The sequence below is a fragment of the Marinilabilia rubra genome (assembly GCF_003121985.1).
Classification (GTDB): domain Bacteria; phylum Bacteroidota; class Bacteroidia; order Bacteroidales; family Marinilabiliaceae; genus Marinilabilia; species Marinilabilia rubra.
The window spans coordinates 62740-87649 of record NZ_QEWP01000006.1; the positions used below are offsets into that span (position 1 = coordinate 62740).

The 24910-nt window shown below is 44.5% G+C and carries 20 protein-coding genes; 12 read left to right on the forward strand and 8 right to left on the reverse strand.

Annotated elements, in window-relative coordinates; all coding sequences use genetic code 11:
* Positions 1–321: 321 nt before the first annotated feature.
* Positions 322–558 carry a hypothetical protein gene (locus DDZ16_RS08980; protein WP_109264120.1) on the forward strand — a complete coding sequence of 79 codons (237 nt, stop codon included), beginning with the start codon at positions 322–324 and terminating at the stop codon, positions 556–558.
* A 244-nt stretch (positions 559–802) separates the two neighbouring features.
* On the opposite strand, the gene DDZ16_RS08985 is transcribed toward DDZ16_RS08980, so the two are convergent.
* From DDZ16_RS08985 to DDZ16_RS09020, 8 genes are all read right to left on the reverse strand, one after another.
* On the reverse strand, positions 803–1315 hold the full coding sequence (locus tag DDZ16_RS08985; protein WP_109264121.1) for a Na+/H+ antiporter subunit E: 513 nt from the start codon (positions 1313–1315) through the stop codon (positions 803–805).
* Positions 1316–1324: 9 nt separating this feature from the next.
* The gene (locus DDZ16_RS08990) at positions 1325–3085 is read right to left on the reverse strand and encodes a complex I subunit 5 family protein (RefSeq protein WP_109264122.1); all 1761 of its coding nucleotides are present in this window, start codon (positions 3083–3085) and stop codon (positions 1325–1327) included.
* Positions 3082–4578 carry a proton-conducting transporter transmembrane domain-containing protein gene (locus tag DDZ16_RS08995; RefSeq protein WP_109264123.1) on the reverse strand — a complete coding sequence of 499 codons (1497 nt, stop codon included), beginning with the start codon at positions 4576–4578 and terminating at the stop codon, positions 3082–3084. The genes DDZ16_RS08990 and DDZ16_RS08995 overlap by 4 nt, the downstream gene beginning before the upstream one ends.
* A complete protein-coding gene (locus tag DDZ16_RS09000; protein ID WP_109264124.1) occupies positions 4565–6100 on the reverse strand; it encodes a complex I subunit 5 family protein in 1536 nt (511 codons plus the stop codon). Before DDZ16_RS09000 ends, DDZ16_RS08995 begins: the two co-directional genes overlap by 14 nt.
* Positions 6097–6399, reverse strand: coding sequence for an NADH-quinone oxidoreductase subunit K (locus tag DDZ16_RS09005; protein WP_109264125.1), 303 nt, complete (start codon positions 6397–6399; stop codon positions 6097–6099). Before DDZ16_RS09005 ends, DDZ16_RS09000 begins: the two co-directional genes overlap by 4 nt.
* A 163-nt stretch (positions 6400–6562) precedes the next feature.
* Positions 6563–7534, reverse strand: coding sequence for a hydrogenase subunit MbhD domain-containing protein (locus DDZ16_RS09010; RefSeq protein WP_109264126.1), 972 nt, complete (start codon positions 7532–7534; stop codon positions 6563–6565).
* A complete protein-coding gene (locus DDZ16_RS09015) occupies positions 7531–7839 on the reverse strand; it encodes a cation:proton antiporter (RefSeq protein ID WP_109264127.1) in 309 nt (102 codons plus the stop codon). Before DDZ16_RS09015 ends, DDZ16_RS09010 begins: the two co-directional genes overlap by 4 nt.
* Positions 7836–8105, reverse strand: coding sequence for a monovalent cation/H+ antiporter complex subunit F (locus DDZ16_RS09020; protein ID WP_109264128.1), 270 nt, complete (start codon positions 8103–8105; stop codon positions 7836–7838). Before DDZ16_RS09020 ends, DDZ16_RS09015 begins: the two co-directional genes overlap by 4 nt.
* 1249 nt (positions 8106–9354) lie before the next feature.
* On the opposite strand from DDZ16_RS09020, the gene DDZ16_RS09030 reads away from it, so the two are divergent.
* The 11 genes from DDZ16_RS09030 (at position 9355) to DDZ16_RS09080 (ending at position 24731) form a co-directional block, all read left to right on the forward strand.
* A complete protein-coding gene (locus DDZ16_RS09030; RefSeq protein WP_109264130.1) occupies positions 9355–12330 on the forward strand; it encodes a SusC/RagA family TonB-linked outer membrane protein in 2976 nt (991 codons plus the stop codon).
* Positions 12331–12341: 11 nt separating this feature from the next.
* A complete protein-coding gene (locus tag DDZ16_RS09035) occupies positions 12342–13880 on the forward strand; it encodes a RagB/SusD family nutrient uptake outer membrane protein (protein WP_109264131.1) in 1539 nt (512 codons plus the stop codon).
* Positions 13881–13914: 34 nt separating this feature from the next.
* Complete coding sequence (locus tag DDZ16_RS09040) at positions 13915–15318, forward strand: hypothetical protein (RefSeq protein ID WP_109264294.1); 1404 nt, start codon at positions 13915–13917, stop codon at positions 15316–15318.
* A gap of 1 nt (position 15319) precedes the next feature.
* Positions 15320–16819 carry a glycoside hydrolase family 30 protein gene (locus DDZ16_RS09045; protein ID WP_232526596.1) on the forward strand — a complete coding sequence of 500 codons (1500 nt, stop codon included), beginning with the start codon at positions 15320–15322 and terminating at the stop codon, positions 16817–16819.
* An 11-nt stretch (positions 16820–16830) separates the two neighbouring features.
* Entirely contained in the window at positions 16831–18162 is a 1332-nt protein-coding gene (locus tag DDZ16_RS09050; protein ID WP_109264296.1) for a DUF5125 domain-containing protein, read from the forward strand.
* Positions 18163–18924: 762 nt separating this feature from the next.
* Positions 18925–19629: a hypothetical protein gene (locus DDZ16_RS09055; protein ID WP_109264132.1), complete on the forward strand. Its 705-nt coding sequence runs from the start codon at positions 18925–18927 to the stop codon at positions 19627–19629.
* Between the two features lie 62 nt (positions 19630–19691).
* Complete coding sequence (locus DDZ16_RS09060; protein WP_109264133.1) at positions 19692–19994, forward strand: hypothetical protein; 303 nt, start codon at positions 19692–19694, stop codon at positions 19992–19994.
* Positions 19995–20112: 118 nt separating this feature from the next.
* Entirely contained in the window at positions 20113–22926 is a 2814-nt protein-coding gene (locus tag DDZ16_RS09065; RefSeq protein ID WP_109264134.1) for a type I restriction endonuclease subunit R, read from the forward strand.
* A gap of 355 nt (positions 22927–23281) precedes the next feature.
* Positions 23282–23827 (forward strand): hypothetical protein, encoded by a 546-nt coding sequence (locus tag DDZ16_RS09070; protein ID WP_109264135.1) that lies wholly within the window; start codon positions 23282–23284, stop codon positions 23825–23827.
* 12 nt (positions 23828–23839) lie between these two features.
* Complete coding sequence (locus DDZ16_RS09075) at positions 23840–24286, forward strand: helix-turn-helix domain-containing protein (RefSeq protein WP_109264136.1); 447 nt, start codon at positions 23840–23842, stop codon at positions 24284–24286.
* Entirely contained in the window at positions 24279–24731 is a 453-nt protein-coding gene (locus tag DDZ16_RS09080; protein WP_109264137.1) for a hypothetical protein, read from the forward strand. The genes DDZ16_RS09075 and DDZ16_RS09080 overlap by 8 nt, the downstream gene beginning before the upstream one ends.
* Positions 24732–24910: the final 179 nt, after the last annotated feature.

Sequence of the window (24910 nt, forward strand, 5' to 3'; positions counted from 1 at the left end):
GAAGAAAAAAGGGGAAAGCATTTGCCGGTATCAAATATAACTTAAAAAAAGACATATATCTAAAAATTAAAATTCACGGGAAATCTAACCAAAAATGAGCCGGCGAATCGATGTTTTATTTCTGTAAGGTGTTTCTCCACTAAGATCTATTCATCAAACAAAACCACAAGGTTATCAAAGATCCAACTCCATACCTTCTAATTTCTTGATTTATTAGATTTTTATCCTTAAAATTGATGAACATTTGTTCAAGAAACCAAATTATTGAGCGGCGGAATCCGAAAAGCCTTACGAGTAGGTACACAAAACACCCTTTCACTTATGCTGAATACCACTTGCCCCAATTCCCCCAAATGCCCTATTTTCAATGGCATTCTTGCCGACAAAGTAACCACTGCCAAAGCTTATCGCACCAAATACTGTGAAGCCGGCCCACAAGGGTATAAAACCTGCAAACGCTTCCTGGCCAAAGAAAAATTTGGTGAGTGTCCTCCCAATTTATTACCAAATGCAGGATTAAGTCTGGATGAAATTGGAGCCCGTTATAATTTGGCCTGATTTATAAATGAATCTGTAACCACAATCTATCAAGGGCCGTGAAGTTTCAGATTGTCAAAATTTCTGTTTGTAGTTCATAATTTTGAATTTTAAGAGGAAAAGGGTTATCCGGAGGGGTAGCCTTTTTTTTGTAAATGCATATTCCCGAAATGTAGAAGGTTTCGCAGTTCAAGTCAGGGAGAGGTCCAGGTTAAACTGAACTGTAATCATAAGGGAAGTAATTCAGGAAACCAGCTTCAATAGTTCAGGACCTGCTATCCACGAAAATTTCATTAATTCGCTTTTTTAGTTCCTGAATTTCTTGTTCTACAGGCTGTTTTTTGTCGAGAACATGAACAACGATGGCGTCCTCAGTCATAACGGTGCTGGCTGTACCAGGGAGCAGACTAATAATCCAGACAAGAACCAGTGTTTTTCGCCGGTCCTGGTCGTGTTTGATGGTTATAAAATCCGGATCTATAGGAACAGTTCGGAAAAAGACGCGTCGGGCTACATCCCAACCACCTCTTAAGGCGGTTATGAGAAAAAAGGGAAAAAACCGAACGACTCCCAGGGGCCTTAAAACCCATTGACCGGGGGGTACAGTATAGATGCTGATAGCGGTAGTAGCCGCTATAAAAAGAACCACAAACCAAATGTCGCTGAGATGGTCTCCCCTTAACAATACCAGCCAACCTCCGGTGAATATAACAAATCGCAGGAGAAAGCTTTTAAGAAGAGTACTCCTTTTCGTTTTATTTGTGCCAGTTTGCATCATCTCTATTAATTATCTGAGAACCAAAAACAAAATTAAGAAAAAGATAAAAAAGCCGATTCCAACAAACTCCCAGCGGCGGAGTAATGCTTCTGCCGCGGAACTGATTCTTGATGTTCGCTTACTGTCTGAAATTATATAAAAGATTTTCTCAGGGCCTGGAATCGACTGAATACCGGATTCCAGCAAAGAAATCCCTTTACGCAATGGTTTTGCAACCGCAGCTCCGGCAAAGAGAATCAGGTGAATAAAATCCCCCGGTGGCAGGGATGGTTTCTTCGTTGGCCAAACGTTAAGGTGAGTAAACTTCAGAGTAAAAGCCATAATAATTACGCCTATACTGATTGTCCAAAATGCGGTCCAGTTTTTCTGCAGATTCATAAAAAAGTCCATTATCCCTTTTGCTCCTGAAATGTGGGAAAGTAATTCCCCGGGCAACAGGCCCGGGGACATAGTCCACCATCCTCCAGCCAACAAAAGAAGCACCCATGGCAGAAAAAAAGCAGGTGCCACATTACCTGAAGGTGCCTTTATCCGGTACAAAAGGTGTAAGAAACGACTCAGCAATAAAGCTGTGGTGACAGCAGACAGTTTAAGTAAAAGCATAAAAGTCTGAGCCCCCGGAAGGCTTGTTTCGCCAAGGAAGGTTTTCACCAAAGATTTGGTCCAGAGCCCCCCTGTAAGAGGTCCTCCGGCTATGGACAAAACGCCCAGTCCTAAACCCACCCACATGAGAATTCGCCACGCTCCTCCTACTTTGGCCGGAAGTGCTGTACCCATAAACAAGAGAGCTTTGGCTGTTCCGTGATTAAACGCATAAAGGGCAATTGCAGGAAGGAGCAACTCCGGGGGAATGTCACCGTACAAACCAATGCCCAACAGTACGGTCATAACGCCCATTTGGCTGATGCTTGAATAGGCAAGATTGGCTTTTGGATCAACCTGGGTCAGACCATAAATCGCAGCCCCAAAAACTGCCGTAAAGCCCAGGGAGACCATTAGCAAACTCAGGAAAGTCCATTCTACCAATCCCACCGGTGCAAGGTGCATCCACCCAACCAGGCCGGCTTTGATCATGGCCCCGCTAAGGACTGCACTGGCCGGAGCAGGAGCTGCCGGGTGCGCCAGAGGAAGCCAGAAATACAGGGGTATTGCCCCAACCTTTACTCCGAAGCCTATCAGACCCAGTAAAAAAATGAACGGGCCATCGGGAGATTCTGCCAGTGCCGGTGGAATATCGGCGAGTAGCATACTGCCGGCACTTTCCACAGCGAGATACAATGCAGTAATAAGAAACAACTCTCCAATGATGGCCATTACCAGGTAAATATTGGCCGCCCGCCTGGCTGATGGGGTACGGCTGTGGATGACCAACCCGTAAGAAGCAAAGGTCATCAAGGCAAAGAAGGTATAGAAGGATGCCACATCAGCGGAGATCAGCAGACCGAAATTCCCTGCCATAGTGAGGCCAAAATAAAATGAAAACTCACCTCTCCGGGCATCGTCTTTCAGGTAGGAACCTGAAAAAAGACCGGCTGTGGCCCATAGAATGGCGGTCAGCAGAAGGATAATTCTACGGGGCGTATCAAGAGAAAAGTGCGATTCCATTAAAAACCACGGTGCCGTGACTCCGGACACCTCCACCAATCCTAGCCAAAGGGCAGGTAAAGCAGCACCCGCCAGAATAAATCCGGAACCCCGTCGCCCGGCGGGCAGGAATACGGCGAAAAAAGCGGCCAACAGCGGTAATACTATGGTGAGAAACCAGATCATAGAAGATAAAATTTTTCGATAATTTCACGTGCAATGGAAAGAGGACTTCCAGTCACGGCAGCAAACAACCCGGAAGTAAGGGAGAGGATGCCGGTAACTACCACCGGGATTAACAATAGTGCCTGGGTCTCCAGACGACCAGAGCGCAGCCGTTCAACCACCTCATGATCAGGCTCACAAAACCAGGCCCTGTAAACGATGGGCAGGAAATAAGCGGCGTTCAAAGCACTGCTTGCCAGAAAAACCAGAACGACCCAATAACTGCCCGCTTCTACAGCGCCCAGACCGAGATACCATTTACTGATGAATCCGGCAACCGGAGGCACACCGATCATGCCAAAGGCAGCAATGGTAAAAGCCCCCATCGTGAGGGGCATGCGCCGGCCGATTCCGTTTAACTCGCTGATTTTTTTGTGACCATAGGTTTCGGCAACGTTTCCGGCTGCAAAAAACATGGTAATCTTCATGAGGCCCTGATGCACCAGGTGAACAATGGCTCCCGTCGATGTAAGGGCTCCCGGAATGGCCACACCAAGGGCAATATAGGAAATTTGGCTGACCGTGGAATAAGCCAGTCGCTTTTTAAAATCATTCTGATACAAGGCCCGGACTGAACCGTAAATAATCGTAAAAGCCGCAAATACTGCCAATACAGAGAGGAAGTTCATCTCTTCGGCTACACCAATCCCATAAACATCGTAGACCAACCGCACAATGCCAAAGGCCCCGGCTTTGACAACGGCTACGGCATGCAAAAGGGCGCTGACGGGGGCCGGGGCAACCATAGAGACGGGTAACCAACCATGCAAAGGAAAGATCGCTGCCTTGACTCCCAGTCCCGCCAAAACGAGGAAGAAAAGAATGGTCAGCTGGGTTGGATATTCCGAAATCAGGCTTGCAATAATTTCAGTCTGCCCAAAGTAAATTGGACCGGCAACGGCATACAATCCGACAACACCCAAAAACAAAATTGTGCCGCCGCCAATGGTATACCAAAGGTAGGTTCTGCCCGCTGCAACAGCCTCATCCGTCCCTTTGTGAACTACCAGGGGATAAGTCGACAATGTGAGAAATTCGTAAAATATAAAGAAAGTGATCACGTTCCCCGACAACGCAATGCCGGTACTGGCCGTTACACAGAGACTGAAAAAAGCAAAAAAACGATTCCGGTGCAGGCCTCCCTCCAGATAGCCAATGGCATAAAGTGTGGTGATCAGCCAAAGTGCTGATGAGAGGGCGGCAAAAAATAATCCCAGGGCATCCAACCTCAGAGCAAAGGTCAGGTCGGGGGCCAGTCTGAAAATGAAATTATACTCCTCACCACTCAAATAACCTGCAAAAACCCAGCCGACAAGGGCCACTTTGGCTACAGCTCCAAAAAGATTCAGAAAAGTCCGCATAGCGAACTGTTCCTCCCGCAACAGAAGAATCATAATCCCGGGAACCAGAGAACTGATGAGTATCAACAAAGGCAAAAAGCTAGTCGTTTCCATAGAAACCTCCTTTCAGTACTGCCTCGATACCCGAACCAAAGATTTCACTATTTTCCAGAAACTGAATCAGATAATCTGCCGGAAAAACGATCAAAAAGGAACTCACCGCTAGTAGTAAGGCAACGACCTCAAGCGTTTTGGGTACTGGTCGAAACGGTTCTTTCTCACGAGCGGGGGCAAAAGCCAAACGCAGAAGCATAAATACATAACCGGCAGTGAGCAAACTACCTGCCACAACCACAGGTGCCCACCACCATTGACCGCTTAATAAGATCCCCTTTAAAAGCATCCATTTCCCTACAAATCCTCCACTCGGGGGAAGCCCGATTAAACTGACTCCGGCGAGACCTATAGCCATGGAGGTTATGCGCATGTTTCCCACCAGGTCCCGCAGGGATTCTATGCGGTCGTGTCCCACAGCCATTATAACGATACCTGCGGAAAGAAAAAATGAGGCTTTGGCAATGGCATGAGAAATGACCTGATAGACTCCGCCTGTCCAGGTTACTGAAAGCCAATCAGCAGAATCAGCAGTCACCCCGGGAGGCAAAATCAAGAGTGGAAAAATCATAAGCAAATACCCCAGCTGGGCGACACTTGAATGTGCCACAAGCAATTTTAAGCTGGTCTGCATGAAAGCCTGCCAGGAACCCCAGATAACTGCAATGGCTCCGGCCAGTCCAATGAGTTGTCCGGCGGCATAAGTAATACCCACTCCGAAAACTTCCATCCACAGGCGAAGTAAAATGTAAAAGGCTCCCTTCACCACCAAAGCCGAAAGGAGCGCACTCACAGGAGCAAGTGCATTTGAGTGTGCCGGTGGCAGCCAGAAGTGAAACGGGAAGCCCGCCATTTTAATCAAAAGTCCGAGGGTTACCACCAGCAAGGCAAAGGTGGTTGTTGTGCCGGGTTCCAAAACCTGTCCCAAATGGTCAAGATCCAGTGTACCCGTACTTCCGTAAAGGAGAGCTACCCCAAAAAGATAAGCCATTGAGCCGGTAATTGCTGCCAGCAGGTAACGTAATCCGGCCTTTAAAGCACCGGCTTTCCCGGATAGCACAGCCAGAGCTACTGCACAGATGCTAATAACCTCAATGGTAACAAATAAATTAAACAGATCATTGGAAAGAAAGAGTCCGTTCAGTCCCGCCCACAGAAAAAGCCACAAAGGCCAGAATAAGGGGTATCCACCAGTGGCCGGATCCTGGGCACGCAAATACCGCCAGGCGTAAAGGCTGATAAAACCTCCCACCAAAGCCGTCATTCCAATAAAAACAGCTGCCAGAGCATCCATTCTTAACAGAATTCCCAATGGCGGGTCCCAACCTCCAGGAGTATGGATAACCGTTCCACGCTGGGTCACTTCAACGAAAGCGATAAAAGCCAGTAAAGCCGTGAGCAGACACCCTGCCAGGCCAACCAAAGCTTTTACTCCGGGCCTGAAAAACAGGGTGAGTATAGCCAGCAAAATCGGAAACCCTACCAAAAGGGCAGGAAGAGGGGATGTTGGTAAACCTGTCATTTTTCGATGGTAAAGGATTCTTCTCCGGTGAGTTGGTAAATGCGACGTGCCAAAGCCAGGGCAAAAGCAGCGGAAGCAACAGCCACGACTATTCCGGTTATAACTAAAGCCTGAGGAACCGGGTCAGCAAAGGAGAGGGCATCGCGTTCAGCAAAACTGACAAAAGCAAGAAAGACCCCTGACCCCATAATAATGGTGGCAATGATCTTTTTTATAAAATGTTTCGACAAAAAGACTCCTCCCATGCCTATGACAAAGAGAACTCCGGATGTTATGCTATAGATCTGATACGTTTCCATACTAAATAGATTGTTAGTCCCGATGCTTCGGGATAGATATAAGATGTAAGATGATTCGTACAATCTTGATATTCTATATTTCAATAAACACAATCTGCCGGCTTGAAGCGCATTGCAATCCCGATCCATCGGGATAACGGAGTATTGATACTTCTTGCTCAATTTAATTCGATTCCTCTTTATTCAATTGGTTTAAATGGACAAATACAGAAACCAGGGTTACGGCAATACTTATTGCTGCCAGCGTTTCTATAATCAAAATCAGTACACCGGCGTAAGAGGGCGGGTATTCAAACAAGGAAGCTCCTCCGGCCAATAAAAGAAAGCCCAGCATGAGGAAAAAACCAATTCCCATAATCAGGAGTAGCTGACTCAGCCAGCGGGGTATCACCGTAAGAACCGGTCTGCCTCCCAAATGAAGAAGTATCCCAATGGCCCCCCACAAAACCGCAGCCTGAAAAGCCCCTCCGGGGCCGTTTTTTCCAAAGTACAGAAGGAAAGCTCCAAACAGGAACAAAATTGGTGTAAAAAACAAAATAACCTGTTGTAATACGGGGTCTTCGGGAGTTTTTCGGTGTACCGGGAAAATTTTGATCCCTCCGACCGCCATAACGGCCAAAAGGCCCAGAAGAATCACGCCCATCTCCAGCCAGGTGTCGTAAGCACGAAAATTCAACAGCACAGCGGTTACAGGGTTTTCAACTCCCGATTCGGGAAGCAGAGCCTCCGTGGCTGCGGTTAACCCTCCACTTTCCGGTACCTTCCAGACAGCTTCCAACGTAATAAGCAGGAAAAGACCGAGTCCCAAAACTAAAACCACTCCGGGAAGTGATAAAAATGCGGGTTTCTTCTTCGAAACAGAATGGTTTGCGGCATCAGAGCTTTCCTGTTTACCTGAAGTAATAAAAGAAAAGTCCCTTAAAGCATCCAGGAACAAAACTCCCAGAAAACCAGATGCAATGGCGGCTTCGGTAATGGCCACATCCACAGCCCCCAGTCTTACCCATGCCAAAGCCAAAGCCAGCCCAAAGGCAAAAAACAGAAAGACGGTCTGGGTTAGTCTTGGTGCCAGAAGACATTGTAAAGCCAGGTAAACAATAAGGATGGCCAATAAGCTGTCGATCAAAACACTCATCCTTCCTCCTTTCTGTTTTTGGGTGGATTTTTTTCTTTCTGAAAACGGGCGATCAGATAACAGGAGGTAGAACTGGCGAGGAGAGTGAAGAGCCAAATAGAGAATATCTTAATCGCTGCCCAGGGCGATGCAATGTGAAGAGCCATGCCGGCTGCAATAAAGCCGAGCCCCAGATTGTCTGCTTTAGTGAGGGCATGAAGACGGGTAAATAAATCCGGAAACCGCAGCACTCCCAGAGTTCCCGCAAGGAAAAAGAAACAGCCCGCCACCAGGAGAATAACAGTGAATAATTCAGTTATGGTCATGGACTCTCTCCTTTCTTTTTTTTCCAGACTTTAACCAGCCCAATGACTAATAAAATGGCCAGCACATTGAAGGTAATAGCGACATTCAGAAAATCAGGATCCTCCAAATAACCCGCCAGCACCAACAGAATGGCCATTCCTGTGGTACCAAACAGCTGGGTGGTAAGCAAGCGGTCCGCGACAGTGGGTCCGCGCCACACCCGAATCAACCCCACTGCGATATTAAGTAACAGGAAGACAATGACAATGGTAAAAAAAACGTCCATATAAAATATTATTCAGTCTATGATTTCTGATTCTCAAATATATCAGCTAACAACTACCAAAAATTATTTGTTCAGGATGTCCTTTCCCACAAATCAGGAAAGCTGAATGAGGCCGGTTACTGATATTTATGTTCAAATATAGAATAAATCACTATTGTCCGGAGAAAATATCTCTTTTAAAAGGAGATTGCTTCGCCTTGCTCGCAATGAACATAGTGAAGCAATCTTAGTATTTTAACCGTACACCAATGATAATAAATTATTATCTGAATATTGAATACTATTGGATAAGTGAATCTCAAAGCTGGCAATTTTAAATCAGCCTATAAGTAAAATTGGTAAGCCGGCACCTCCTCAAAATCATGCGAAAAAACATGAGTTCATGGAATAAGAATGTTGGCCTCTTATCAGGAACGTACAAGAAAAATCGAACACTTGAAAAGCCCCCCTCATACAGAAGAAATTCCCTGTCGCTGAAAGCGGCGAATCCGAATAACCCTCCCGAATTTGTCGGGACAGGCTCTGGCGAAAGTCCCGGGGATTGGATGGACTATCTCCCCCTAAGATCCCTGATAAGGGATCAACATCCTCCAGCTCTTTTACAGGTCGAGCTCTTTGCATCTTGATCCCTGTCAGTTAACTTAATCAATCAGAAAAAAGGTATCATCGATCTTAATTCAACTCTCTTCGATCAACCGACGGTATTCATCCAGGAAGCTCTCGCTTTCCGAATTAGTTGGCCCCTTTCAGGGACCCGGTGCCGGGAGCATGTTTAACCCCGGGACAGTTGCCCCGGGGTTATTTAAGTTCGCCCCTTATCAGGGACTTGATGGATTAGCCCTATTTGTGTCATTCACAAGGAACGTAATTTATAGAAAGAACCTAATTGATAACATCATCGCAAATATAGACTACACCCAAAAAAAACAGATAAGTTTGAAAATTTGGGAATGAGAAAAAAGAAGATCCTTTTTAACATCTATTAAACTTTAAAAGAAGAGCCAGATCTCATCTGAAAATAAGGAATCCATTAATATTCAGGCTCCCATATTTCCACTTTTTTCTGTTACACAAAAAACCCTTAACAACTCTTATTCATCTTCTTGGCTTCAATATAAACTTCATTCAATCCACTCTTTACCCACTTAATCTTTTGACTATTTGATAGGCATACTTATTGAAAATACATTTGTGCAATGATGTTAATTTTTATTAATCGAAATAAAGTTCAACCAAAGACAATTTTTATATGAGAACATTTCTTTCTAAAATGAAAATTCCACTTGTTTATATGTTTTTGTTTTGCGGAATGATTATTTCAGCTTCTGCACAAAATTCATTAAATGTAAGTGGTGTGGTAACCGACTCTAATGGCGAATCGTTACCGGGAGTGAATATTTCAATCAAAGGAACTTCCCAGGGAGTAGTAACCGGAATAAACGGTGGTTACCAAATAGAAGTTCCGGATGGTGATGCAGTATTGGTGTTCTCGTTTATCGGGTTCCAGGTACAGGAAATTCCTGTTGATAACCGAAACGAAATTAATGTAACGCTCGAGGAAGATTTGGAATTAATCGATGAAGTAGTTGTTATTGGTTATGGCTCGGTTGCCAGAAAAGATGTAACAACAGCCGTCTCGAGCGTTTCAGTAGACGATGTGGATGAACGACCAATGGTTTCTGCCGCACAGGCCATTCAGGGAAAAGCGGCCGGAGTAAATGTTTACAAGCCCAGTGGAGAGCCCGGTGCCGGTATGGTAGTAAGGGTGCGCGGGGCAACTTCTTTTAATGGAAGCAACGATCCTTTGTATGTGGTTGATGGCGTACCGGTTGACAACATCGATTTTTTGTCGCCAATGGACATTGCCAATATTCAAATTCTTAAAGATGCGTCTTCTGCAGCCATTTATGGTTCGAGGGCCGCAAATGGAGTGGTCCTGATTTCAACCAAAAAAGCAGGTGAGGGAGCAAAAGTTGCTGCAAACTTTCAGTATGGGGTTAACCAGGTGGCCAACCAAATCGAGTCATTAAACGCAGCGCAGTACAAAGAATTAATGGATGAGCTCCGTCCCGGTGCTATTCCGGCAGGAACAACCGACAGGACCGACTGGTTTGATGAAGTTTATGGAACCGGAATCACTGAAAACTACCAAATACAGGTATCCGATGGCAACGAAAAATCGAACTATTTTATTTCGGGAGGCTACCTGAAAGAAAAGGGAGTAATCAGTTCTGCTTTCTTTAAACGTTACAATTTCAGGAGCAATGTGGAGAGCCAGGTACGCGACTGGCTAAAATTCGGAATTAACGTTTCGTATTCCGACAATACCAGCAATGGCATTACAACCGGCCAGGGATCAAACCGCGGTGGAGTAGTTCTGTCAGTGATAAACCTGCCAACCTCAGCCAGAATCAAAAATCCCGAAACCGGATTATATAACCGCGTTTTCTTTGGGCAGAATATTACCAATCCCATTGAAGCAATCGAAAATGAGAAGAACAACGAAAACAAAGAGAACCGCCTGATTGCCACAGGTAACGCTACCATTACTTTTTTGCCTGATCTTAATCTGAAAAGTTCACTGACTTTAGACCGGCGAAACGGCACGATAACGGGTTTTACACCGGTTGTACATGGCCCGGACAGAGACGACTGGGGATATGGCTGGGATACGCGCAATACAAACACGCTGTTAATTTTCGACAACGTACTGACTTATAAGAAAACATTTGCCCAAAGTCACAATGTAGAAGCCATGGCTGGTACATCCTGGACCGATTCCAGATGGTCGCAAAGCTACATTAATGGGTCGCATTACAGAAACAACAGCATTCAAACACTCAATGTGGCCAATAAAATTGCCTGGGACAATACCGGTTCAACGGCTTCAGAATGGGGCCTTATGTCAATGTTTGGAAGATTGGCTTATAATTTCGAAAGTAAGTATTTGCTGACCTTTAATGTTCGTCAGGATGGCTCCTCAAAACTACATCCCGATCACCGGTGGGGAACTTTTCCTTCGGCATCGGCTGCCTGGAGAATAAGCTCGGAAAACTTTATGCAGAATTTAACCTGGCTTGACGATTTGAAAATTCGTGGTGGTTGGGGACAGACAGGTAACCAGTCCGGAGTGGGCGATTATGCTTACCTGCAGCGTTACAACATCACCCGTCAGGCATGGTTTGAGACCGGACAGGAAGATGCCCTTCCACTTATTTCCCAGGCAAACCTTCGCACATCCGACCTTACATGGGAAACAACAACCCAGTTAAATATCGGGCTCGATGCTACATTATTCAACAATCGGGTAGTACTGGCCATGGATTATTATGAAAAGCTTACATCTGACATGTTAATGAACGTGTCATTGCCGGCAGGAGCTGCTGCAGCCAGTAATATCGTGCGCAACGAAGGCGAAATGGAGAACCGTGGTTTTGAGTTTTCGGTTGATTCACGAAACTTCACAGGCATCTTCAACTGGAGTACGAACTTCAATATGTCGTTCAATTCAAATGAATTGAAAAGCCTCGAGTTACAACAGGTTTATTACGACGCAGAAACAACAGATGCATTTCACCAAACAAGAATTGTTCGTAACGAGCCGGGACGTCCCCTGGGTGGGTTTTACGGATACATAAGCGATGGCGTTGATCCGGAAACCGGAGAATTGATGTACCGCGACATTAATGAAGACGGAAAAGTTACCGCTTCCGACAAAACCTATATTGGCGATCCGAATCCGGACTTCATTTACGGACTAACCAACTCGTTTTCATACAAAGGATTTAGCCTGAACGTATTCTTGCAGGGAGCCGTAGGCAATGATATTTTCAATGCCTCGAAAGGTGACATCATGGGAATGTACGACTTGAAAAACCAATCGACAGAAGTGCTCAGACGCTGGCGCACACCCGGACAGATCACGGATATACCAAAAGCCGGATACAACCTGCAGCCGTCGAGTTTCTTTATTGAGGACGGAAGTTATTTGCGCATTAAGGACGTGACACTTTCCTATAATTTCGAAGGAAATTTTCTCAACAGATTGGGTATTTCAAAATTGCAGCCTTATGTAACGGCCAGTAACCTGTATACATTTACCGACTACAGCGGAATGGACCCGGAAGTAAACCAATGGGGAAACAGCGGTGCCGTACAGGGTATTGACTGGGGAACCTATCCTCATAGCAAAACTTTCCTGTTTGGATTAAATGTTGAATTTTAATTAGTTACAAAATGAAAGCAAAATATATTTTATTCATTTTCGCAGCTCTTTTTATTGTTTCCTGTGAGATGGATTACGACCCGGTAGCTGTTTATTCAGATGTTACAGAAGGAGTTACAGAAGACAGCCTTCAGGTTGAATTTAAAGATAAAGCAGCCGTTTTAGAGCATAGACAAACACTGCTAAACTTGTACGAAAATGGTCAGGAGCATTGGTACCTCGATGTATTGCTGCTCGCAGAAGTACATGCCGACAATGCTTATGCCGGCTCACCAGGTGCTGAAACAACACCCTTTGAAGTGAATTCTATTGAAGGTTCGAACATCAACCTTAAGCGTGACTGGAACGCCCACATGGCAAATGTTGCCCAAACCAACAAATTAATAGAGAATATCGACGAAGTTAATGATCCGGCCCTTACCGAAACTGAAAAAAATCAGTTTAAGGCGGAAGCTAAAATTCTAAGGGCGATGATCTACTTCGATATGGTAAGGATTTGGGGAAATGTTCCGTTGGTAACCAAACAAGCCGGGGACATTACTTCCGAAACCGTCGAAGAGGTTTATCCGGCTTACTTCCCCCCACAAACCGATGCGTTGACCATCTATCAGCAAATTGAAGCAGACCTTTTGGAGGGCCTGGAATATGCTCCGGAAAATGATCCGGCGAATAAAACCCAACTTTCACAATCTGTTGCAAAGGCTCTGTTGGCAAAAGTTTATGCTGAAAAACCCCTGCGCGACTATGATAAAGTTATTAAGTATGCCGATGAACTCGCCGCCGATGGTTTTGAGTTAGTAGAAGAATACGGCGATTTGTTTGGTGTTGTGCTTAGCGACCCGAATCAGCCGCCATCAAACGACAACAGGGCTATTGATGCAACATTACGCAATTCAAAGGAAACCATTTATGAAGCTCAGTATTTTCCGGGAAACACCAATTGGGTAACCTGGATGTTTGGTCGCCCGCTCGAAGAATGGAACGCCAATTTCACCTGGCTGAAATGGATCACACCTTCGCGTGACTTAATCAGGGCATATGAGAGCGAGACTGGCGATAAGCGCTTTGAACAGGCCGTTGTATTTTACGAAGCAGACTGGAATCTTTACTATCCTGCCGATCAGTATGCATTTATGTATAAAACCCGCAGTGCTTACAACAGCATTATCAAATTGCGTTATGCCGATATCCTGCTGCTTAAAGCCGAGGCTTTAATAGCCAAAGGAGATTTTACGGGAGCTGCTGCAATTATTAACCAAACACGCCAACGTGCAGGTTTGAATGATTTGCCGGCGTCTGCATCAGCAAGCGAAGAATCTATTACAGAAGCCTACATGAAAGAACGCCGATTAGAACTCGCATTTGAAGGCCAGCGCTGGTTCGACCTGGTTCGCCTGAATAAAGTGGAGGAAGTGATGAACGCTGTGTTTGAAACAGATGAAGGACGGCCTGATCTGGTATATCCCTTCACAGAATTATCATACATTCTGCCGATTCCTCAGGATATAATCGATCAAAACCCAAATCTTGTTCAAAACCCTGGTTATTAATTTTGTAGTGCAATCATTGTTTAAAAAAGAAAATATGAATTCATTATTTAAATATTTCCTAATTGCAGGAATCTTCACACTGGCATTTGCCTCCTGTGAGGAGGACGAATATGGCCCCCGGAAAGAGTCGACTCCGGTAATCGAATCCGCTGCGGTTACACCCCCGGGTTTCACTTTTGGCGACTCCATCACGCTTACAGCAAGCGTTTCTGACCCGGCCACCGAGCTTACCAACCTCACCTACGAGGTAGTTTCAGCAAACCGGGTAGTTTCATCAGGTGAAATTCTGTTGGCAGGCGAAAGTGACGTAGTCAGCAAGAACGTGTTTGTGTCGTTACTGCCCAATCAGGAGGACAATTCCGATGTCCACGTCAACCTTGTAGCTCACAATATCCTGAAAGGGACCTCTTCTTATCAGATTGATGGGTTGACAGGAAACAGACCGGAGTTCAATCAGCTGTATATGGTAACCGAAAATGGCTTTGTAAATGTTCTTGAACCCCGGGCAGACAATAGCAATATCTTTCAGGGAAATGACCTCACGCTCGAAACATCATTTCATTTTAAAATTGCGGAACGCCTTCACGAAGACAATTCCATCGATTACAGCGGCGCTGTATTTGGAAATGTAAACGGCAAAGTTGCCATGATTGATGAAGATGGTGAGTCTGCCTTTGCTTTTACCCCCGAAGCCGATTATACCAGGGTTTTCACTTACGATATGTTTGCATTTGATGTGGAAACGACAGGAAGTACTTTAGGTGAGGCCGACCTGGCATTGGGTTCTTTCGGGTCAGAGGATATTAATGGCGAATCTTTCAGGACACTTAGCCGTAACCTCGAAAACGGAAAAACTTACAGTTTATTCGGCGCTCTTGCCGACAACCAAAACGTGTATAATCCTGATTTCTTTGAGCGTACCGCACAAAACAAAGTGACATTTTTGGGAGAAACCGGGGATTACACAATCTATTACAATCCTGTAAGGAAAAATATTTTTGTGGGTGTTGATAATCCTTCCTACCCTAATTATCTCTTAGCATGTGGTTGGGGATTGGGCTATCCTACAAAAGTTTCTTCTGAAGAAATAGCTTCAGCATATCCGGGACATCAGCGCACCCATACCGACTGGGGTTTTGACCATGTGATGAAATACGTGCTGCTGCGAAGAATCGACGAAGGGGTATACCAGGGAACATTTTACACACCCGGCGACCACGATTTTTACGCAGATTTTAAACCTTTTGAAAACACCGGATGGGCTAATGAAAAGAAAGCTGGTGATTTTACATTTACCGGCGAACAGATTATTTCAGGCGATAACAACTGGAACATTCCAAATGGTGAAGATGATCCGGTTATTACTCCGTCCAATTACAGGTTCACAGTTAATCTGAATGACAATACAGTTCACATTGAGCAAATAACACTTTATTAGTATGAGGGGATTACACATTTTGACAATAGCATTGATGGGGATTTTCTGGTTTAGCTGTGCCGCCTGTCAGAAAGAAGAAGTAGACGCTCCGGATGAAAAGGAGGAAATTGAAGTGCCTGAAACCGGAGATGTGACCATGTACATTACCACAAATACACGGTCGCAGGATTTAAACCAGCAAGCTGCCGATTTCAGCGATAAAAGCAATATGTCACCAACTACCATCAAACTGGAACCAGAAACACAGTACCAGACAATGGATGGTTTTGGAGCGGCTCTGACCGGTTCATCATGCTACAATTTAATGCAGATGACACAGAAAGACCGGACTGCGTTTTTAAAACAAACTTTTTCGGACTCCGAAGGGATGGGACACAGCTATATTCGGATAGCCATCGGTTGTTCCGACTTTTCGCTCAGCGAATACACCTGTTGTGACACTCCGGGAATTGAAAATTTCGGCTTAACATCAGAAGAAACAGAGTACGTGATTCCTATTCTGAAAGAAATTCTGGAAATTAATCCGAACATTAAAATTCTTGGATCGCCGTGGACGCCTCCACGCTGGATGAAAGTGAATAATCTTGAGGATTTGGAACCATACAACTCGTGGACCAGCGGCCATCTGAACCCGGCTTATTATGCCGATTATGCCACCTATTTTGTGAAATGGATTCAGGCGTTCGAACAGCAGGGGATTGACATTTTCTCGGTTACGCCACAAAACGAACCGTTGAACCGTGGAAATTCTGCATCCCTTTTTATGGGCTGGCAAGAACAACTCGATTTTGTTAAAAACCATTTGGTGCCTCAGTTTAAGGAAGCATCATTTACCACCAAAATTTATCTGTTCGACCATAATTACAACTACGACGACATGGCCGACCAGGAAGATTATCCGGTGAAAATTTACGATGCGGGAATTGATGAAGAAGTAGTAGTTGGTGCAGCCTATCACAATTATGGAGGTAATAAAAGCGAATTATTGGATATTCACAACAAATATCCCAACCGTGAACTGATTTTCACTGAAACTTCCATTGGGACGTGGAACGACGGCCGGAATCTGGAAGTGCGTTTAATTGAGGATATGCGTGAAGTTGCTCTGGGTACGGTTAATAACTGGTGCAAAGGTGTTATTGTCTGGAACCTTATGCTTGACAGCGAGCGTGGCCCCAACCGCGAGGGAGGTTGCCAGACTTGCTATGGAGCTGTGGATATTGACAAATCGAACTATTCATCTTTAACGCGAAATTCACATTATTACATTATCAGTCATCTGGCGTCGGTTGTTAAACCCGGAGCCGTTCGTATCGGCACTTCCGGATTTTCAGACCCGGGGTATTATTACTCAGCATTTGAAAACACCGACGGCACATATGCTTTTGTTTTACTTAACAGCAATGCTTCTTCAAAATTGATCACCATCGATGATGGCAACAATCATTTTAGTTACGAAGTTCCTGCTAAATCAGTTATTTCTTATCGATGGAAAAAATAAAACCAAACGCAATGAAGAAAATAAAATATTTAATACTCGGTTTAATGGGGTTGGTAGCTTTTTCCTGCACAGAAGACGAGGCTACCGAAATCCAGCCGGAAGGCAATCCCGTTTTAGAAATTGATGATCAGTTTGCCAACGTTCATTTTGGCGACGATCTTCCATTCACTGCAACAGTAAGCGACCAGACGCCTCTGTCAACATTAACGGCAGTTTTGTATTTTGGAGAGGAAGAGGTTTCGAGAACTGAGATTCGCACCAAAGAAAACGGGGAATATTCAGGAACCATTCATGTTCCTTTTGAACAAAATATCCCGGATGGGACTGCCACACTGGAATTTGAATTGGTAAACACAACGCTCAACAGTGTTACACAAACCTTTGATGTGCCTGTTACGCGTGCTGAATATCCCTATCTGATTTTGGTGACCGAAGATGGTTCCTATCCGATGGTTCCTACAGGAGAATCTAATGAGTATGCTGCAACAGAAGCTTTCCCTTCTACCGATCTATCGGCTTATATTAAAACCCCGGTTGTCGATGACAAAGGCAATGAAATGGTCTTCGGTTGGGATGCCGGTGAAATCACCAAAGGCTCAACAGATTATATTCCTTTCGTGAGTCCGGTATCGGGTACATATTCCGTAACCTTTAATACACTAAATTACGAAGCCGGACCATTTTTCGAAATCTTGTTCAACGGGCAGAAAATGAACATGATTGATAAGGAGAATTACCAAATCGACGTTGATCTGACCCAGGGGCAGGAAATTCAAATAGAAGGACTCGGAAATCTTGATCAATGGTGGATTGATGCAGATTACCTGGACCAACAAGAAGTTGGCATGTATAACTTTGTTCCAATTGACGGGAAATACAGGGTTACTGCGAATCTGTCCATGAATTATTTCAAGGCAGAAGCACTTGACGGAAATTCACCAGCTTCACTGAATGAAGACGGAACAGGTGCTATTTGGGTGATTGGTACCGATGTTGGAAAACCCTCTGTGGATGGAAATGAGGTAGGATGGAATCCGGATAACGCGCTGTGCATGGCCCCTGTTGGTAACAAGCAATACCAGCTTACGGTGGTTGCAGGTGAATCAATCAGAGCAAGCGAGATTAACTTCAAATTCTTCCACCAGAAAGGCTGGGGAGGCGAATTTACAAACGAATCTATTTCAACTGAAAGCGACATTATTTTCATTGGAAACGGAGAAAATGATCGTGACCCCGGTAACCTTGGGCTTGTTTCGGAGCTGGAAGCGGGTGCAACTTATGTTTTGGTTGTGGATCTTTCTGCGGGGAATGACCAGGCTGTTTTAACAGTTACCAGGCAATAACAGATAAAAGGTTTTTATTTTAAAAGGTTGTGCAATCTCACAAGAGATTGCACAACCTTTTTTTTGGCATTAAACATTTGATTCAGAATCCATTTTGCCCCCTGCCTGCCGGCAGGCAGGGGGGCAAATTAAAATAACCCCGGGTACACCTGCCCGGGGTTGAAAATAAGGATATAATTGGTCTCTGAAAGAGGCCAACATTTCATAATTCATTAAAATACCCGGAATAGTTGGCCCCCTGTCAGGGACCCTGCAACTCCGAACTCTACTCCCCGGGCTTATCTGCCCGGGGTTATCTAAATTTGCCCCTTATCAGGGACGTAATGGATTAGTATTGTATGCATCATGTAGCTGTTTTTAAACAATCTTTCAGAACAAAAACTACTAAAATTTTATCCTAAAGAATTCCCCAAGTACAAAGCTAATTGTGATTCCAAACAAACATCCTTGCACCTCATTCTTGTTAAATAACCCCCAATGTGCTGATGCGTAGAAATATAAGTGTTTTTCAGCAGCTCCTTAACAACCTGACATCAATCACTTTTGCCAAACAATCAACGTCATTAGTCAAAGTTTTATTGACATTTATCAGGAATAGGAATTGATTTGCAAACGAAAATCTTTTATTTATTAATCCTAAAATTCCAAAATGCCCACCGTCTCTTTTCCTACCCTGAATTATGGCATAGCTGAAATGAAAAACGTTCAGCTCTCTGGTGATGAGCCGGAAGGGTTGAGGTTTTTTAAAAAAAATTTTTTGTTATGTCAAATTCTCAGGACTACCAGGCCAAACTGGCCGATGCAAAAGCCATTTCAGGCGACCAAATTCAAACTCCTTACATGCCGGCAGGCATTTATGTCCAGGAAGCCGAAGACCTGGCACGCTGGGCCACCAAAGATCTGGCACAACTGGCTGCTTCCGGACTGTCTGAACATTATGTGACCGATATCCCTGCACGCGCAGGAGCGCTCAGGGAAGTACAGTCGATGTGGGCAGAAGAAAGGCGCGACCAAAAGGACGCCGAAAAAGAGTGGAAACTAAAAGCGCCCCTGGCTTATGAGTATCGCGACGATATGATAGACACCCTGCGCTATGCCTTCCGGAAAAATGAGTCCCTGTTGATGAATGTATCTAAGATTGCCGATGGGAGCGGCCACGCCGACATGATCCAGGATCTGAATGATTCAGCGGTATTGGCCCGTTCCAATCCCGAAGCCATGCAGGCCATAGGAGTAGATGAATCATTCTGGCAAAAAGGCGCCCAACTCTCAGATGAAATGGCGGACTTAAGAGCCCGTGCCAATGGGGAAAAATACGCAGACAATAAAACAAAGGAGTTGCGTGACCAAATGTACACACTTCTTAAGCAGGCCGTGGATGAAGTTAAAGACTGCGGCAAATATGTCTTCCGAAAAGACAAAGACAGACTGCAAGGTTATTATAGCCGCTATAATCAGAAGCATTAAGCTTGTTTTAATCGTTAGATTTTCTATCAGCATTAAGGGTTCCGGAGCTTCCGGGACCCTTTTTGTTTGCCCCTGCCGGTGAATTGCACCTCCCTGCCAGTGAATTGCACCTCCCTGCCGGTGAATTGCACCTCCCTGCCGGGGAATTGCGCCTTCCTGCCCGGCAGGAGAGCACAGTTCACCCGGCAGGAGAAGGTAATGCACCGGCAGGAGACGATAATGCACCGGCAGGAGATGCCCCTCCGGCGGCAGGAGAGTGTGCTGATCCGGCAGGAGCACATGATCAGGTGGCAGGGGCAACAATTGTTGCGACAGGAGCAGGTGATGAGGCGGCAGGCGGCGGTGGCGGGGCGGCAGGAGTGTAAAGATGTGTTAACACAAACCCCCGATGTACTTTTCAAATTTCCCTTACCTGACAAGGTTTAAAAAAACGAAAATTGTATCTTTCGGAATTAATTACTAAAAATTCGATTATTTAAGCTCATGTCTGCCAAACTCAACCAGAATCCCGAACAGATTGCAAGAGATAAGATTGATACCACACTAACAGATGCCGGGTGGATAGTGCAATCAAAACACAAGGTAGATCTTTGGGCCGGCAGCGGGGTGGCTGTCAGGGAGTACCAGACAGACGTGGGACCGGCAGATTATGTATTGTTTGTTGACCGGAAACCCGCCGGAATAATTGAGGCAAAGAGAGAAGAAGAAGGGCATCGTTTAACAGTCGTCGAAGATCAATCCAAAGGATATGCGGAAGCAACGCTAAAGTATCTCAACAACGATCCGCTACCATTTGTATATGAAAGTACGGGTGTCGTAACCCGGTTTACCGATTACAGGGATCCCAAACCCAGGGGTAGAAATGTTTTCAGTTTCCACAGACCGGAGACCATCCGCGAATGGTTGAAAAAGGGCAAAAGCCTCAGAACCGCATTAAATGGCCTGCCATCACTTGATACCACAGGACTTCGGAGGGCTCAGGTCAAAGCGATTGAAAAACTTGAAGACTCTTTCAGGAATAACCGGCCACGTGCCTTAATACAAATGGCAACCGGTGCAGGAAAAACCTTCACTGCTGCCACTTTTATTTACCGCTTGCTGAAATTTGCCGATGCCAAAAGGGTTTTATTTCTGGTGGACACGAAAAACCTTGGTGAGCAGGCCGAACAGGAATTCATGACATTTCAGCCGGTAGATGACAACCGGAAGTTCACAGAACTATACACCGTACAAAGACTGGCGTCCAGCTATATTTCTTCTGACAGCCAGGTTTGTATTTCAACCATTCAGCGGTTGTACTCTATTCTCAAAGGCGAAGAGCTGGATGAAACTGCTGAAGAAAGCAACCCCAACGAAAGCACCTGGATGCAAAAACAGTTGGGCAAAAGAAAGGCCGTGCCGGTTGAATACTCCGAAAAAGTTCCCATCGAAAAGTTTGATTTCATTGTAATCGATGAGTGTCACCGGTCCATTTACAACCTTTGGAAGCAGGTGCTGGATTATTTTGATGCGTTTCTGGTTGGTCTGACAGCCACACCTGACAAGCGAACATTTGGTTTCTTCAATGAAAATGTGGTAAGTCAGTACACGTATGAGCAATCGGTCACCGATGGTGTCAACGTGCCTTATGATGTTTACTCCATTGAAACCGACATCAGCAATAAAGGAGAGGTTGTTCAGGCAGGTTGGTTTGTTGACCGCCGGGACAAACTAACCAGAGAGAAACGCTGGCAGCAAGAGGATGAAGATACCGAATACTCGAAAAACGATCTGGACAGAAAAGTCGTTAACCCCAGCCAGATCAGAAATATCATTCGCGAATATAAAAGAGCTTTACAGACTGAGATATTCCCAAAAAGATTCAATGAAAACGGTGAATACGAAGTGCCCAAGACATTGGTATTTGCCAAAACTGACAGTCATGCAGATGATATCATCCGGATCATCAGAGAGGAATTTAATGAAGGGAACGACTTCTGCAAGAAGGTTACTTACCGGATTGACGAGGATCCAAAGTCGGTATTGAATCGTTTCCGGAATTCTTACTATCCCCGCATTGCCGTAACGGTTGATATGATTGCCACAGGAACGGATGTGAAACCGCTGGAGGTATTGTTGTTTATGCGCGATGTAAAAAGCACCAACTACTTTGAACAGATGAAAGGGCGCGGAACCCGCACTATTGATAATGATAAACTGATGCAGGTAACCCGCATGGCCAATACCAAAACGCATTTTGTGATTGTGGATGCCATCGGTGCCACCAGGTCCAAGAAGACAGACAGCCGCCCCCTTGAGCGAAAACCATCTGTCAAAATGAAAGACCTCCTGGGGGCGATCACCATGGGCGTTGAAGAAGAAGACCTGTTCCTGTCTCTTTCCAACCGGCTTATCCGGCTTGAAAAACAAATCACGCCAAAAGAAAAGGAAAAGCTGCTGGAACATTCAGGGGGTAAGAACCTAAAACAGATGGCTAAGGAACTGATTAATGCTTTTGACCCGGACACCATTAAAGAACGAACTCAGGAAAAAATATCACAAACCCCAATTGAAGAAAGGACTCCCTCAAAAGAAGAAGGGGCCAGGAAAGAAGCGCATCAGGAGCTGATACGTGAGGCTGCAAGTACTTTCAACGGAGAGTTGAATGAATATCTGGAAAATGTAAGACAGGAGCATGAACAAATCATTGATCACATCAACATTGATTCGGTTGTAAACTCGGGGTGGGACCATTTCACCATCGACAAAGCCAAAGAAACCGTTCATGATTTTTCGGAATACCTGAAAGCGCATAAAGATGAAATCAGAGCGCTGAGCATATTTTACAACCAACCTTACCAGCGCCGGGACATTACTTTCAAAATGATCAAAGAGGTGATGGAAAAGATCCGGCTGGAAAAACCCAAACTGGCTCCCGATTATGTCTGGAATGCTTATGCCACCATCGAAAAGGTTAAAAGCAACCAACCCAAAGATGAGCTAACAGCGCTGGTTTCGTTGATTCGACGAGCCTGTGGCATCGATAAACAATTGAAGCCGTTTGATAAAACCATCAATGAAAATTTTCAGGACTGGATTTTTAAACAAAACGCCGGAAAGCATAACCGTTTTACGCCCGATCAGATGGAGTGGCTGCGCATGATTAAAGACCATGTGTTGAGCAGTTATCATATTGATATGGACGACCTGGATTATACGCCTTTTGATTCCCGGGGAGGACGTGGCAAAATGTATCAGCTCTTTGGCAATGAAATGAATGACCTGATCGACGAACTTAATAAAATATTGGTGGCTTAAACAACAGACCGTTAGTCCCGATGCTTCGGGATAGATATAAGTAGCCCGGCCGCGCGGCAGCCGGAAGCCGGAGGCTGGAAGTTAGAAGCTGGAAACTTTCGCCTATAAGAAATTTTGATTCTTTTTGCGGCATATTTAAAAAACTAAGAAAATTATATAAAACACATTTTAAATGGTTTATGATTCTACTTAGATTTAAGAGAAATCATATAATGCTGAAAATTTCCATCTTAACACAAACCACCTGTTCAATCAAACAACTGATTCAACGGCTCTTGAAAAAGTTTAGCGGACTATTAGTAAATGAACCATTCCTTTGACGAAAATGTTAAAAATAAACCTGTGAGTTGATTTTATGAAAATTGTTCCTATATTCGGCAAGAACTTTAAAGCAATTCAATATACAGGTGAAAAGAAGGATGAATTTCATCGGGTTTTTTCAGTTTGGAATGACCCTGAGTATTTGGATTCTTTTTTCGAAAAAAATAAAATGCACTTGTCAGGTGAATTTTGGGGGAATATGGATGTTGAAACTGCAATTACTAAAACCCTTTTCTATGTGGAAGAATTTGAACGACAGTTTGAAGACCTCAACAGTAAATATAGCAGAAATGAATTAGTTAGGGAGTTAGATGATTTTTTTATCCCTTTGCACAAAATCAAAGAGTCAGGTGAAATAATTTCTCAACATAAAGCCTTTTTTAACTGGCTTCGTCTTTACGCATTAAAATTAGATGGGGATGTTTTTATTGTAACAGGAGGAGCAATTAAATTAACTAAGGCAATGCAGGACAGCAAGCATACAAATATGGAACTGAGGAAAATAAAGAGTTGTAGAGATTATTTGATAACACAGGGTATTATTACTGCAGATACAATCGTTGAAGAAGTAGAATTTTAAGCTTACAAAAACATGTCAAAAGCACTGGATAAAATATTGGCCATTGAGGAGAAACATCAATCAGGTTGGATGGAAAAAGCCAGGCAGAGAAAGGAAAACAGAGTCTGGACCAAACGGTCGTTTCAAATTGCCGTGCTTATTTTGCGCGAAATTCGACGTCAAAAACCCATTAACGGTATGACTCAGAAAATGCTGGCAGAGAGGCTGGGCGTTTCTGCTCAATATATCAACAAAGTGGTAAAAGGAAAAGAAAACCTCACCCTTGAAACCATTGGGAAAATTGAGGAAGTGCTGGGGATAACTTTAATTGAAATTCCTGTTTCAGAAAGAACATTCGATGTTTCTGTCGAAGATGGGGAAATGGATGACCTTTTATTTTACAACCAGGCATCTTCGTTCGCATACAAAGTTTTTGAATCTGATACCAACTATACCAAACCAAACGAGACCAATGGATAATGATCAAGTAAACGAAATTGGCTTTGCGCTTGCCAAGATTACCACCGAGCAATTTGCTGTTATTGAGACCAATTTTAGCGAAGGCACCAAACCTAAGTTAAGGGTGAATTTTCATTTTGCTTCCGACGCTCAAAAAATGCTGATTGGCATTTTGGGCCATTTTAGGTTCGACTGTGACGGGAGGCCCTTTTTAGTAGTAGAGGCCGGGTGTCATTTTAACATCCAACCTGATTCATGGAGTATGTTGGTAAATAAAGAAAAAAATGCACTTTCAGTACCCAAAGGTTTGTTGCAGCATTTGGGAGCTATTACCGTTGGTACCGTCCGCGGCATTCTTCATGCAAAAACCGAAAACACGAAATTTAACCGGTTCCATTTGCCTGCCATAAACCTGGCGGAGATAATTACGGAAGACAAAGTTTTCAACCTTGGAAACAATGAATAGAAGAGACTGTCCCGAAAGTCTGGAAAACAATTGTTCCACGTCATTCTGAACGCAGTGAAGAATCTCATTGTCGAAACACAGGATTCATTTGCTACGACCAGCGACAACAATGATGGAACCTCTTTGGACACCCTTTTTTTTTGTGAATGTGAATTGAAAAATATTGCCAGATAAGTCGA